We start from the raw sequence: 13,981 nt of genomic DNA, 5'->3' as shown, positions 1-13,981 counted from the left end.
CCTTTTTGGCCGTTGGGCCAAGTCCGTGATGCCGGCTTCGGGCCGGCACCTTCCGCCTTCGGCGGAAAATACGCGTTGTTCCGCTCGACGGACGGCAGAACAAATCCGCGAAATTCGATCAATCCGTCTAAATTCGTGATTATGAAGAAGTCTGAAATTCGCTTCAGCATTGCCCTCGACGACCAGAAAGTGCCCGAGGCCATCAGCTGGAGCGCCACCGATGCCGGCCCCGATATTCACTTTGCCAAAGCCATCAACATTGCCCTCTGGGACCGGGATGAGCGGGGCACAATGAAGATTGATCTGTGGACCAAGGAAATGCCCGTGGACGAAATGAAGCGTTTCTACGTGGATACGCTGGGTGCCATGGCCGAAAGCATCGTCACGGCCACCAACGACTCGGCAATGGCTACCAAAATGCGCGACCTGTGCCGCCAGCTAATGGACCACATCGAGGAAGAAGAAAGCAAGCAGCGCTAATAACTCCATTATTATTCCGACCAAAGGGAAAAATCAGGGTTCATCCGTTAGAAGATAAATCCTGATTTTTTCCCTTAGGCCGGAATAGCAAAAGGCCCCGCCAACTCAGTTGGCGGGGCCTTTTGCGTAATGCGGTTAACCTCTATTGCCGGGTGCGGGTAGCCGGGGCGGCCGTGGTGCGGGCCGGGCCGATGGTAGCTCCATTGCTGCTGGCCGGCAGCGGGTTCTGCACCGAGTTTACGAAGATGGCATTGGCCGCTTTGGAGCCATAGTCCATGCTGAACGTGTTGTAGGTGCGGCGCGAGTCGTAGTAGCTGCTGTATTGGTCGGTGCTGAGCACGGCCTGCAACTCTTTATCACGCTCCTTGCACACGGCGTCGCATTGCTCTTTAATGAGCTTGGCGTTGCCAGCGTTTTTCTGGTTGATAGCCATAATTTTGGTCTGCTTATCCTCATTAATGGCTTGCAGACGCGTTTTCTGGTAACCGTTCAGGCGCAGGTCGCGGGCCATCTGGTCGGAAAGGCGGCTGGCGTGCTCCTGCAGTGGATTGAGGCGGGGCGAGGGCTGAGTTTTATCCTGCGGGGCCAGGGCGGGCTTCTGCTGGGCATGGGCCCCGAGCGAAGCAACGAGCAAAGCAGCCGCAGCGGCAAGTTTCTTGGTCATGATATCAGGCAGTTCGGTTCAGGAAAGGACCGGCAGCTTTTCAACGTATCAGAAAACCGCTGGTAGTTAGTTTCTAACGAAAAACTGTGCCAAGTAGTTTACCCTGAGTGGCAAGTAGGCAAGGTTACACTAGGGCTACCGGTCCACTATGCACAGTCATTTCGGGCGAAAAAAAAGAACCTGAATAAGCCAACAGGGTCTCACTCAGGTTCCTTACTCCGCCCAACATGGTAGGTAGCGCCGGGGCTAGAATTTATTCTTCCACATCATGGATTCCACCGGTTTGATGGTGCGCTCATTGTACTTGGCGTTGGGCTTACGGTTGTAGAAGTTTTCCACGTCGCCCTGCACCATGAAATAGATAAGCTGCCCCACGGGCATGAGGTGGTACACCCGCACGGGCACGGATACGCTGATTTCCAGCGTCCAGGTGTTGCAGAAGCCAATATCCCCTTTGCCGGCGGTGGCGTGAATATCGATGCCTAGGCGGCCCACGCTACTCTTGCCTTCCAGAAACGGAACGTGCGCATGGCTTTCGGTATACTCCTCAGTTACGCCCAGGTACAGGGTGCCAGGTTGCAGCACGAAGCCTTCCTCCGGGATTTCAAACACGTCGATTTCGTTGTGCTTGCGCGCGTCCAGCACCGCGTCGCGGTAGGTGGCCAGGTAGCGGCCCAGGTGCACATCGTAGGAGTTGGTCCCGAGGCAGCTCCGGTCGTAGGGTTCAATGACGATGGTACCCCGCTCCATTTCGGCGAGAATCTGCTGGTCGGTGAGAATCATGGGTTGAATTAGAAATTATGAGCGTTGGCTGATGAAGCGGGCAGATGCAGCAGAAGCCCACAGGGTACGATGGGTTGGCTTCTCCCTCAACTCCTCCGAGGCATCAGAGCCATTTACTCGTCTTCGTAAGTGTCTTCGGGGAGGGCGGCGCGGCGGCGTGGGCGGGGCGCGGGCTGGTCTTCGGTTTCCCCCAGGGTATCGAGGCGCTGACGCAGCTCGGGCAGTACACTGGTAACCAGGTAGAGCAGCAGCAGAAACGACCCGCCCGAAAGCATGAGGCTCAGGTAGTCCATCCAGTCGTGGCGGGGGGCTACATCCAGGGAGCGGGGCGGGGTGTAATCGGAAACGGGCACTGCCGCTACCTCCGGCCGGGGCTGCAGGTCCTCGGTGGCAGCACTGGTGCTGGCCGGCGCATCGGCATCGGCGGGGGGCACGGCGGCACCATCGGCGGCCAGGTCTTCGGGGGCGGGGTCTTCGGAGGCGTTGAACTGCGCTGCGCCCTGCTTGATAACCCGTTGCAGGCTATGAATAAGCGCCACCCGCTCGTCGCGCGGCAGCACCCGGATAAAGAACTCAAAGTTGCGGTCAACCAGTAAGGTATTTAGCTGCTTCTCGAACTCCACCAAGTCGATGCGGCCCTTGCCGAAGCGGCTTTTAAACCGGTCGGAAATGCCGTTGTAGTTCTGGAACAGCTTTTTTAAGTCGTCGCGGCCAGGGAAGTTGTCAAAGTCGCGCCGGGCCTTGGAAGTGCGCAGCGAAGCCGGAAACTTGCCCCGGGCAAACGACTTGTCGTACACCGTTTCCATGGTCCGGAAATTCAGCTCGTCCACGGTGCGGTCGAACAGGCGCTTGTTGGCGGCGGCGGGCGTTTCGGTTTGGGCCCGCAGGCTGCCGGGCACGACAAGCCACAGCAACAGAAAAAACGGGAGCAGCTGGCGAAATCGAAGCATACGGGCGGCAGAAATTTCGCGCAAAGGTAGGCAGTTAGGGGAGATGAAGTGGAAAATTATAACTACAAACCTGTCCTGCTAGGCAGCGCAAAGGACCTGATTACCCCGGAACGATTATCGTGCTAACGACTCGTGCTGACGTAACAAGGTCCTTTGCGCTGCTTAGCAGGACAGGTTCGTGTTCATCCAGTCAACAAATGCAGGCTTGCCTACCGATGGGCCTCCTGCATGGATTCGCGGCAGGCGGTGAGGTAGTGGTCCACCAAGTCGTCCGTCATGGCGGTGCTCACGAACAGGGCCTCGTACTGGGCTGGCGCGAGGTAGATGCCTCGACGCAACATAGCCTGGAAGTAGCGCCCAAAAGCCTGCGTGTCGGAGGTTTTGGCCGATTCCAGGTCGGTGACGGGCTGGCTGGTGAAGAACACGCTGAACATCGAGCCGACCTGATTCACGGTGTAGTTCAGGCCCAGCTCCCGGCAAATCTGGCGGGTGCCATCGGCAATGCGGGTAGTGGTGCGGTTGAGCTGGTCGTAAAGCTCAGGATGCTGCTGCAGGTAGGTAAGCTGGGCAATGCCGGCGGCCGTGGCAATGGGGTTGCCCGAGAGCGTGCCCGCCTGGTACACTTTGCCGGCTGGGGCCACCTGGTCCATAATATCCTGGCGGCCCCCGTAGGCGCCCACCGGCATCCCGCCCCCAATGATTTTACCCAGCGTGGTCATGTCGGGGGTGATGCCGTAGAGTTCCTGGGCCCCGCCCCGGGCCAGGCGGAAGCCGGTCATTACCTCGTCAAAAATCAGGACAATGCTGTGCTGGTTACACAGGTCGCGCAGGCCCTGCAGGTAGCCTTCGGCGGGCGCCACCAGGCCCATGTTGCCCACTACCGGCTCCAGAATAAGAGCGGCCACCTGGCCATCGTTGGCGGCAATGATGCGCTCCACGGCGGGCAGGTCATTGTAGGGCACAGTGAGGGTGTCCTGAGCTACGCCCTGGGTGACGCCCGGCGAGTCGGGGGCGCCGAGGGTGAGGGCGCCGGAGCCAGCCGCAATCAGGAAGGAGTCGCCGTGGCCGTGGTAGCAGCCTTCAAACTTGATGATTTTGTTGCGGCCGGTGTAGCCCCGCGCCACCCGAATGGCCGACATGGTGGCCTCGGTGCCCGAGTTTACCAGCCGTACTTTCTCGATGCTAGGCACCATCTGCTTGATGAGCTCAGCCATTTCTACCTCGCGCTGGGTAGGGGCCCCAAACGAAAGGGAATTCTGGATAGCACCTTGCACGGCCTCCAGCACAATTTCCGGGGCGTGGCCCAAAATCATGGGCCCCCAGGAATTAATAAAATCTAGATACCGGTTGCCGTCTACGTCAGTAAGCCAGGCGCCCTTGGCCGACTGCATAAACACCGGATGCCCGCCCACGGCCCGGAAAGCCCGGACCGGCGAATTCACCCCGCCCGGAATGTGGTTTTTGGCGCGGGTGAACAGCGCATCCGAGGTAGCTAATGAGTATTGGGTAGCAGGTATTGAGTAGTGAGACATGAACAGGAAGCTGAGGAAGATGCGTAGTGAAACAGAAAACGAAACAGGGGAGTGCCGGGAATCTTACTACTCAATACCCAGTACTCTGTACTAAAAGTAACCTACCGAATGCCCACGGGGTTCAGCACTTCCACTTCCAGGCGCTCCAGCTTGGTAAGCGGCACGTACTGGTTATCGTGGGTGCCGCCGGGGTAGCCAATGCCCTGAAACACCGCACCCGACACGGGGCCGCCATTGGCCAGCTGCTGCTGGAAGGCCGGCCCGTTCTGGTGCAGCACGTTACCGAAGTAGTACAGCAGCTCGAAGCCGGTGAAGGCAAACACGGAGGGCGGCAGGTTCTGGCGCTGGGTGTAGAGCTGGCGGAAGCGGCGCACCCCGGGGCTGGTTTTGTCCAGAAACTTGGGGTTCACAAAGTACACGTCGCGGGCATCCAGCTGGCCCAGGCCAATGCGGTTATTATCCAGCCAGGAAGCGTAGGTAATGAGGGGCGTGCGGGCCGCCTGCAGCTTGAGGGCGCTGAGTACGTAGGGGCCGGCGCCTTTGCCATCGGAAGCCACCACCAAATGCCCGATGGTTTTTAAGTCCACGTCGGATAGAGCAGCGGAAAGGCTTTCCTGTACGTCGGCGTTGATGCGGCGCAACTGGAGCACCTTGCCACCCAGGGCCTCGTAGGCTTGCTTGTAGGCCTGGCCGAAAGCAGCTTCATCCTTGGTATCCTCGTAGAGCACCACGGCCGTGCGCGGGCCCCCCAAACGGCTGGCGGCAAATTGCGCGGCCTGCCGGGCCTGCGTAACGGTGCTGGGCTCAAACAGGTAATGCCAGGGGTTGTCCAGCACCAAGTCGCCATCCTGGGAGAGGGGGTTGACCACCGCAATCTGGTGCTGCTGGGCGTAGCGGGCCAGAATCTTGGAGCCCGATTTGTACACCGGCCCGATTAAAAGGTCCATGCCCGCCAGCTCCGGCAGGGCCAGCACTTGCTTGAGCTGCAGGGTGTCGGCGCCGGTATCGTAAGTGAACAGTTGCACCGGGTGGCCTTCCCGCTGCAAGGAGTCCTGGGCCAGGCGCAGGCCCGCGTATAAGTCCGTTACGAACTGGTTTTTGCGGCGCTTTTCCCAGCTCGTATCATCAAACTCAAAGGGCAGCAACACGCCAATATTGTAGGTGCTTTTGCGGGCCGGACGAGGGCGGGGGGTGTAGCGGGCCGGCTCCAGCTGAAACTGCTGAATTAACTGGGCCAGCTGGTCCTTGTCGGCATCGGTATACCAGCCACCGTTGGCCAGCTTATCGGCGTAGGCTCGGGCCAGGGCGGGCTCCTGGGGGTAGGATTTCAGCAGGCTCTGGAAGGCAGCTTTGTCCTTGATGCGGGGCAGGTACTGGGCCTTCATGTTGGCCTGCTCGGTGGCCAGGCGGCCCGCCGGAATCTGCGTTAGTACGCGCAGCGCATTATCAAAGTCCCCCTGCTCAAAAGACAGCTGGCCTTGCAGGAAAAAAGCTTCGGGTAGCCCCGGCCACTGCGGATACTCGTTGCGGAGCAGGTTCAGCATTTGCTCCGCCTCCGCCCATTTTTTGGCCCGGCTAGCGGCCACGGCGTACAGGTAAGCCGCCTCCGGAGCCTTGGCAAACCGGGCAACCGGGGCCGTCAGGGGCTCCAGCTCCTGCATGGCCAGGTCGTAGCGGGTTTGGTCCAGCAGCGTTTTTCCGTTTTTGTAGCGGGTATTGGGGTCCGAAGAACCCAGGTTGGCGGGCAGGGGCGGACCGCTAGGTTTTGGCGCGGCTGGTTTTGGGGCTACGGCCGGCGCGGGAGCCGGTTTGCCGGCCGTTGGCTTGGGGGCAGTTGTAGCGGGTTTGCTAGTGCCGGCCGCTGGGGTGGGCTTAGCGGTGCCCGGCTTAGCGGCAGCAGCAGCCGGCTTAACCGGAGCGGTAGCCGGGGTAGTTGGTTTTTTAGCAGTTGTTTGCTGGGCCAGCACCGGGCTGAATAGCCCTAGGCTAGCCCACAGTGCCGTAGTTGTCAGGAAATTCGATAACCTCATATACCGAGGGGCCAGGAGAATAGGCGGGAGAAATGAAGGGGCCGTAACCAGCGCCGCTTACGGGGCAAAGGTACGCAGTTGCTGCCGGGAAGGTCGCCCTTGGGTATAAGTTAGGCTCAAAAGCCATATTCCGAGCAGGAATTGCGCGCGCAGCGGGGGCTTATCGTGCAAGGCTGAATAACGCGTAAGCCCAGAGCAAGGCCCGCGGGGTAGGGGAGGATGACCGGGTGAAGGGGAGCCGGCTGATGTGCCGCCTGCCGCCGGCTCACTGTCACCCAGTGATGTGCTTTACGCAACTGGTTTGGCTTGCTCACTGCTGCACCTCGGCGCTCAGGTTCTTAGTCACCCAATCTGGATCAGCCGGCGCGCACCTTTCTCAACCAGGCTGTGTGGACAGTAACGCTTCTTACTCCCAAGCGGAACGTCCTGCAGAGCATGTGGCGCCTTGAGCCAGTGACGAAGCCTCTCGCGTGCTGACGTTGCAGTAGTAAGCAGACATCAACACGCGAGATGCTTCGCCTCCGGCTCTGCATGACGTGGCGTTATGTAGGCTTGCTTACTGTCCACACAGCCTCGTTAGGCACGCGGTGGTACGCCCAACACTACAGGGTGCTTGCCCAGAATGCCAAAACGCAAGCCTCCTGCTGGCCGGGAATAAACCGGGCTGACTCCGTATTTTCTCCCGGTCGATTTACGGGAAAATGCTGGTAGCCACGTAGTTTCTCTGCCGGACCTTTGTAGGGAATTTTGTTTCCCCTGATTCACTGCTATGGTTATCTGCCACGAACTCTTGCCCGCCAGCTACTTGCTAGCCCTGGCCCCCACAGCGGCCCCCACGGCCGAAGCTGAGTTGGCCGCCCACCTGTCCCGGGCCTGCCGGAGCAGCAAACCCGCCGTTTGGGTTGACTGCTGCCTGCTCGATACGCTGTCGGTCACGGGCGTATGGCTGCTCTGGGCCTGCCAGCAGCGCCTGCAACGCCGCCGCGCCCGCCTGGTGCTCTGCCAGGTATCGGCCGTGGTGGAGCGGCAGCTGCGCGGTACCTTGGCTGGCATAGGAACCCCATTGCAGGTGGTGCCCACCCTGGAGGATGCGGCAGCGCTGCTATAAAGCTCGCTATGGTTCAGCTTACTGCTGTGGTGCTTGCCCGAGCCGGAAAAAGAGTCGTACACTTGGGTAGCGGAGGCAGTAATTCCGCTTGCTTGGCATGAACCCCACCCCTCCACTTCCGCCCCCTTCATCCCCGCAGGGCGTGCCCTCAGATTGCACGTCCCTGCTCGATGCGCTGCCCTGGGGGGTACTGGTACTGGATGAGCACAACGTTATCCGGCGCGTTAACCAGCAGGCCGCCGAGTGGTGCGGGGCTGCACCCGAGGCGCTGCTGAATAATTTGCTAACCCAGGTTGCGCTGCCGTCGGCCCTAACCGCCACCCTGCACCAGTTGCTGAAATCCGCTGAGGCGGCCCCCCACGATGTGTGGCTGCCTCATGTGCAGCAATGGGTAAGCTTGCGCCTCGGCCCGGCCCCGGCCGGACAGCAGTGGGTGTTCTGGGAAGACGCCACATTGCGCCATCAGGCCGAAACCGACCGGCAGCGTAACCTGGAGCTTCTGCTCGACATGGAGGCCGTGGCCAGCACCGGCTCCTACGAGGCCGACCTGACTACCGGTAGCTTCTACTTTTCCGATGGACTATACCGGCTATTTGGCGAGGTGCCCCGGGCATTTGAGGTCACGCTGGAAGGTATTGATGCCCGCTCGCACCCCGACGATGTGGCCACCGTGCGCCAGGTACTCGACGAGGCCGTGCGCACCCGGCAGCCCTATACCTACCGCCGCCGCATCCGGCGCGCCGACGGCCAGTGGCGCACCCTGGAGGCCCACGGCGAAGTGCGCACCGATGCGGCTGGCAACGCCGTGCAGCTGCGCGGCCTGGTGCAGGACGTGACCGAGCGGGTACAGGCTGAGCAGGCGCTGCACCAAAGCCACCAGCTGCTGCAGCGCACCATCGACAGCTCCCTGGATTTGGTGCAGGTGTTCGAGGCCGTGCGCGACGAGCAGGGTGCGGTAGTGGATTTCGTCTGGGTGCTTAATAACGCCGCGGCCGAGCAGGTGTACGGCAACGTACTTGGTCGGCGCCTCTGTGAGCTGAATCCCGGCGTGGTGGCCGAAGGCATCTTCGATACCTTCAAAAGAGTGCTGGCAACCGGCGTGCCCGACCAAGCCGAGCGCCATTACGTGCACGAGCAGTTCGACGGCTGGTTCTATCAGTCTACTGTGAAGCAGGATGACGGCGTGGTTACCACCACCCACGACATTAGCGCCCGCAAGCGCCTGGAGCAGGAGTTGCGCGAAAGTAAACTCCTGCTCCAGGACATCATCGACGCACCCCACATTGGCTTGGCCGTGTACCGGGCGGTGCGCAACGAGGCGGGCGAAGTGGTGGACTTCGTGCACGAGTACATCAACCGGGCCAGCCAGGAAATGCTGGGCGAGGACTTTACCGGCCGGCTCTTCACTGACCACGGCGAAAACGGCCGCCTGCAACTACAACAGCTTCGCCACGTCCTGGAAACGGGCCAGCGCACCAGCTACCTGCGGGAAACCGATTTTCGGGGCCAGCGGGTGTGGTTTGCCATTACCAACGCCCCGCTCGACGGTGAGCAGCTGGTGCACACCTGGGAAGATGTGACCGAGCGCCAGCAGGCCCAGCAGCAGATTCTGCAGCTCAAGGAAGCGCTTGCGCAGCACGTCACCGACAAGTACCAGGCGTTGTTTCACAGCATGAATCAGGGGTTCGCGTTGCTGGAGGTGCTCTTTGATGAGGCTGGTGGGCAGGCCGTGGACTTCCGCTACCAGGAGCTGAACCCAGTGTTTGTGCGGGAGTCGGGCATGCCCGAGGGCGCGCAGGGCCGCACCGCCCGCGAGTTGGTGCCTGATTTGGAGCCGTTCTGGTTCGAGAGCTACGGCCAGGTGGCCCGCACCGGCGAGCCCCTGCGCGTGGAGCACTACGTACCGGCAGTGGGCCGCTGGTTCGATGTGCACGCCTTCCGGGTGGGTTCGCCGGAGGCGCACCAAGTAGCGGTGCTCTTCAACGACATCACCGAGCGCAAGCGCCGCGAAACCAATGCGGCCCTGCTCGTGACCATCAGCGAAGACCTGAACCGACTTATTGGCGAGGAAGAGATACTGGCCGCCGTCGGCGCGCATCTCACGCAGCATCTGAACCTCGCCTGCTGGCACTACGTGGATGTGAACGAAGCGCGCGCGGAAGCAACCATCCGTCACTTCTGGCACGCGCAGACCGTTCCTGCCATCGTAGGTACGTATCCCCTGGCGGGCTTCTTGTCGCCGGCTGCCGTGGCTCGCCTGCGGGGCGGGGCGGCGGCCATGGTGACTGATGTGCAGGCTGATATTCCTTCGGACAGCGCAGCGGGCCTGGCGCTGAAAGCTGGCGCCGCGGCCCAGCACATTGCGGCCTACATTGCCGTGCCCTACAGCGTGGCCGGGCAGTGGAAGGCCTACTTTGCCCTAGCCGACAGCCGGCCCCGGTCGTGGACGGCCGCCGAAACGGCGCTGGTACAGGACGTGGCCGCCCGCGTCTTCCCGCGCATCGAGCGCGCCCGCGCCGAAGTCGCCCTGCGCAACTCGGAAGAGCGGTTCCGCACCGTGGCCAACCTCGTGCCCGACCTGCTTTGGCGCAGTACCCACGACAGCGACACTACCTGGTACAACCAGCAGTGGTACGACTACACCGGCCAAACGCCTGAAAGCGCCGCCGGCTACGGCTGGACGGATGTCATTCACCCCGACGACCGGGCCGAATCGGCCCGCCGCTACCGCGAGGCCCTCACCAGCGGCCAGCTTCTGCGCCAGGAGCACCGCATCCGCTCGGCCCAGGGTGAGTACCGCTGGTTTCAGGTGCAGGCGAGGGCGCTGCGCAACGAGCACGGCGAGGCTACGGCCTGGTACGGGGCGGCCACCGACATTCACGCCCGCAAGCTGGCCGAGCTACGCCTGCGTGAGTCGGAAGAAAAATACCGTGCCCTGTTCGATTCCATCGACGAAGGCTTCAATGTACTTGAATTGCTGGTTGACGGCCAGGGCCGGCCGGCTGATTTTCGCATTCTGCAAACCAACCGGGTGTGGCAGCAGCAAACCGGCCTCGACGATGCCGTGGGCCAAACGCTACGGGACGTAACGCCGATGTTTGAGCCCACTCTCTTCAGCGCCTACACCGAGGTGGCCCTGGCTGGCCAGGCAGTGCGCCTGGAGTACTATACCGCGTCGGTTGGCCGCTGGTACACCGCCTTCGCCACCCGCATCGGCGGCGCCGAGAGCCGGCAGATTGCCGTCGTTTTCGACGACATCACCGAGCGTAAGCGCCGCGAGCAGGAGCAGCAGTTTCTGTTGCAGCTCAGCGACCTGCTGCGCCCGCTGGCCGACCCGCTGGCCATTCAGCAGGCCGCGCTGCGTTTCGTGGCCGAGCAGCTAGGCCTCGACCGCCTGCTCTACAACGAAATTAATCCCGACGTGACCACCTACACCGTGCGGGCCATCTACGTCCGGGAGGGCTTTTCGGCGTACGGCGGGGTGCAGCCCATGGGCCCCTTCACCGAGTCGGTGCGGGCCTTGCAGCAAGGCGTTACCAAAGTGGTCTACGATGTCGAAACGGATGCGTCATTCAGCCCGGAGGAAAAAGCCATCTGCGCCGGCATCCAGGTACGGGCCTTCGTGACGGTACCGCTAATCAAAAACGGGCAATGGGTACTTAATCTGGTGGCCCACAGCAGCCAACCCCGCGCCTGGCCCCCGCACGAGCTGTACCTGCTGGAAGAAACAGCCGAGCGTACCTGGACTGCCGTAGAGCGCGCCCGCGCCGAAGAGGCCCTGGCCGCCAGTGAGCAGCGCCTGCGCGCCCTGATTACCAACCTGCCCGGCGCGGCTGCCTTCGTGGTGGGCCCCGACCTGCGCTACCAGTTGGCCGGCGGCGAAGCCCTCGACGTGGCCGGCTTCGCGCCCGCCGACCTGCTGGGTCGCACTGTGGCCGAGGCCATGTCCCCCGAGCTGATACCTCAGTACGAAGCTCACTATCGGCAGGCGCTGGCCGGGCAGGGGTTTTCGTGGGAGCACACGGCCCACGGCCACACGTTTATTTCGCGCGGGGTACCGCTGCTGGGCGCCGGCGGCCAGCCCGAGGCGGTGCTGGTAGTAAGCTACGATATTTCAGCCCGCAAGCAGGCCGAAGAAGCCTTGCGCGCCAGTGAGGCCCAGCTAGCCGAGCTCAACACCCAGTTGGAGCAGCGCGTGGCCCGGCGCACCCAGCAGCTGCAAACCAGCCGCGACCTGCTGCAGTCGGTGCTCGATACCAGCCTCATCGCCATGTCGGTGCTCTACGCCGTGCGCGACGAAGCCGGGCAGGTGCAGGACTTCCGGCTGGCCCTCGTCAACAAAAAGCTGGAGCACGAAACCGGCCGCACCGACCTAGTGGGCAAGCTCTACGCCCAGGAGTACCCCGGCATCCGGCAGGTGGGCATCTTCGACCTGATGCTGCAAGTGCTGGCTACCGGGGAGCCCCAGAGCATGGAGTATTTCTACGAATACGAGGGGTTTAACCGGTGGTTTACGTGCCAGTTTGTGAAAATGGGTGACGGCGTAGTGGCCACTAATCTCGATATTACGGAGCGCATAGCCGCCGAGCAGGAACGCCTGAAAAACCTGCGTCTGCTGGAGCAGGCCGAGGCCGTGGCCGGCCTGGGCTCCTGGGACTACGACTTGGCCACCGGCCACATGCGCTGGTCTGATGGGATGTACCACCTCGTGAACCTGCCCCTGGGGCAGCCCATCAGCCCTGATGTGTACCTGCAGCTGGTAGTAAAGGAAGACCAACCCCGCGCCGAACAGCTGGTGCGCCAGTTGACCACTGGCAAAAATGTGGAGCAGACCCTCCGCCTGCGCGTGGGCGAACAGATAAAAACCGTGCGCCTGAAAGCCGTGGTGCTGCGCAACGAGGCCGGCCAGCCCGAGCGGGTACTAGGCGTAGGCCTGGACATCAGTGAGTTGCAACGCCTGGAAGCCGACAACCTGCGCCTGCGCTTGGGCCAGCAGCAGGCCCTGTTCGAAGCTGTGCAGGAGGCACAGGAGGCCGAGCGCAAGCGCATTGCCGAGGGCTTGCACAACGGCATTGGCCAGATTTTGTACGCCACCAAGCTGTGCCTTGACCGCCTGCACGCCCCGGCCCTGGGTACCAACCCTGTGCTGCTAGCCGTCCGGCAGGAAGCAGGCCAGCTCCTGGCCGAAGCTATTCGCCAGACCCGCTCCCTCTCGCACGAGCTGGTGTCGCTGGTGTTGGAAGAGTTTGGGCTGGCCGCCGGCCTGCGGGATATCTGCACCAAAATGAGCTCCCCGAAACTGCACCTGCGCAGCCTCGTAGACCTGGATGAAACGGTTGCTCCCCTTTCGCCCTCTCTGCAGCTGGCGCTCTACCGCATAGCCCAGGAGCTGGCCCTGAACACCCTTAAGCACGCCAAAGGTGCCACCGAGGCTACCTTGGAGCTGGAAACCATGCCCGGCTGGGTGCTGCTGCGCATGGAAGATAACGGGGCAGGCTTCGCGGCGGGCGCAAGCAAAAAAACCGGCTTAGGCCTGCGCAGCATCCGCGACCGGGTGGCCTTGCTTGGGGGCCAGTTCGAAATAGGCTCCCCGTCTGCCGGGGGAGCGTACGTCCGTATTCGTATTCGTATTCCCCTTAGCCCTGCCGTATGATCCGCCTATTCCTGGTCGATGACCACACCGTACTTCGTCACGGGCTGCGCGCCCTCTTTCAGCAGGAAGCTACTATGCAGGTGGTAGGCGAGGCCGAAGACGGTGAGCAGTTGCTTGCTCAGCTGCCCACTACCCCCTGCGACGTGGTGCTGCTTGACCTGCACATGCCGGGGCTGGATGGGCTGGCCACTACCATCCGCCTGCACGCCGAATACCCCGATGTGCGGGTGTTGGTACTCTCCATGGTGGATAATGAGCGGGCCATCGGGCAGGCGTTGGCGGCCGGGGCCAGCGGCTACGTGCTCAAAAACGCGGGCCACGACGAAATAATTGTAGGCGTGCAGGCGGTAGCCGCCGGCCGCCGGTTTCTGTGCTCCGAGCTGGGCCTGAGTATGCTGGACAAAGTGCTGGTGAGCACGCCGGAGCTCCCGGCCAAGCCTACAAGTGGACTCTCGGCCCGCGAGCAGGAAATCCTGCGCCTAGTGGCCGATGGCCTGACTACCGCCCAGATTGCCGACAAGCTCTTTACCAGCCCCCGCACCGTGGAAACGCACCGCCAGAACATCATGGAGAAAACCGGGGCCAAAAACACGGCGGCCCTGGTGAAAACCGCCGTTAGCAAGGGGTGGCTAGCCTAAGCTGCCTTCCTGCGGGCTTTCCCGGGCAGTTGAACGAGGGCGAACTTATGCTCTGGATTGACGCCCCTATGCCTTGGCTAACTTACGCCAGCCAGGCAGCCTAGCGCCGGCCGCGCCAGTACCAGGGCAGTACCCGTCGAGCC

Annotated in this window: 9 protein-coding genes; 4 read left to right on the top strand and 5 right to left on the bottom strand. The window is 62.2% G+C overall.

What is annotated here, in order from left to right; genetic code table 11:
* The first annotated feature begins 141 nt into the window (after positions 1-141).
* Entirely contained in the window at positions 142-480 is a 339-nt protein-coding gene (gene gldC / locus ABIB60_RS08465; protein WP_354579133.1) for a gliding motility protein GldC, read from the top strand.
* Positions 481-622: 142 nt separating this feature from the next.
* Here gldC and ABIB60_RS08460 read toward each other — a convergent pair whose 3' ends face one another.
* From ABIB60_RS08460 to ABIB60_RS08440, 5 genes are all read right to left on the bottom strand, one after another.
* Positions 623-1,144, bottom strand: a complete 522-nt coding sequence (locus tag ABIB60_RS08460; protein ID WP_354579131.1) for a DUF4890 domain-containing protein — start codon at positions 1,142-1,144, stop codon at positions 623-625.
* Between the two features lie 246 nt (positions 1,145-1,390).
* Positions 1,391-1,927 carry a dCTP deaminase gene (gene dcd / locus ABIB60_RS08455; protein ID WP_354579130.1) on the bottom strand — a complete coding sequence of 179 codons (537 nt, stop codon included), beginning with the start codon at positions 1,925-1,927 and terminating at the stop codon, positions 1,391-1,393.
* A gap of 113 nt (positions 1,928-2,040) precedes the next feature.
* The gene (locus tag ABIB60_RS08450) at positions 2,041-2,877 is read right to left on the bottom strand and encodes a hypothetical protein (RefSeq protein WP_354579128.1); all 837 of its coding nucleotides are present in this window, start codon (positions 2,875-2,877) and stop codon (positions 2,041-2,043) included.
* Between the two features lie 209 nt (positions 2,878-3,086).
* Entirely contained in the window at positions 3,087-4,409 is a 1,323-nt protein-coding gene (gene hemL / locus ABIB60_RS08445; RefSeq protein ID WP_354579126.1) for a glutamate-1-semialdehyde 2,1-aminomutase, read from the bottom strand.
* Between the two features lie 101 nt (positions 4,410-4,510).
* Positions 4,511-6,439, bottom strand: a complete 1,929-nt coding sequence (locus tag ABIB60_RS08440) for an ABC transporter substrate-binding protein (RefSeq protein WP_354579124.1) — start codon at positions 6,437-6,439, stop codon at positions 4,511-4,513.
* A gap of 790 nt (positions 6,440-7,229) precedes the next feature.
* On the opposite strand from ABIB60_RS08440, the gene ABIB60_RS08435 reads away from it, so the two are divergent.
* The 3 genes from ABIB60_RS08435 to ABIB60_RS08425 all read left to right on the top strand — a co-directional run bounded on the left by ABIB60_RS08435 (position 7,230) and on the right by ABIB60_RS08425 (position 13,838).
* Positions 7,230-7,547 (top strand): hypothetical protein, encoded by a 318-nt coding sequence (locus ABIB60_RS08435; protein WP_354579122.1) that lies wholly within the window; start codon positions 7,230-7,232, stop codon positions 7,545-7,547.
* 142 nt (positions 7,548-7,689) lie between these two features.
* Positions 7,690-13,200, top strand: coding sequence for a PAS domain-containing protein (locus tag ABIB60_RS08430; protein WP_354579120.1), 5,511 nt, complete (start codon positions 7,690-7,692; stop codon positions 13,198-13,200).
* The gene (locus ABIB60_RS08425; RefSeq protein ID WP_354579118.1) at positions 13,197-13,838 is read left to right on the top strand and encodes a response regulator; all 642 of its coding nucleotides are present in this window, start codon (positions 13,197-13,199) and stop codon (positions 13,836-13,838) included. Before ABIB60_RS08430 ends, ABIB60_RS08425 begins: the two co-directional genes overlap by 4 nt.
* The last annotated feature ends 143 nt before the right edge of the window (positions 13,839-13,981 follow it).

Source organism: Hymenobacter sp. UYP22 (assembly GCF_040547285.1).
Taxonomy (GTDB): domain Bacteria; phylum Bacteroidota; class Bacteroidia; order Cytophagales; family Hymenobacteraceae; genus Hymenobacter.
Note: the sequence above shows the minus strand (reverse complement) of the source record. Positions and strands in the feature narration are given on the sequence as shown.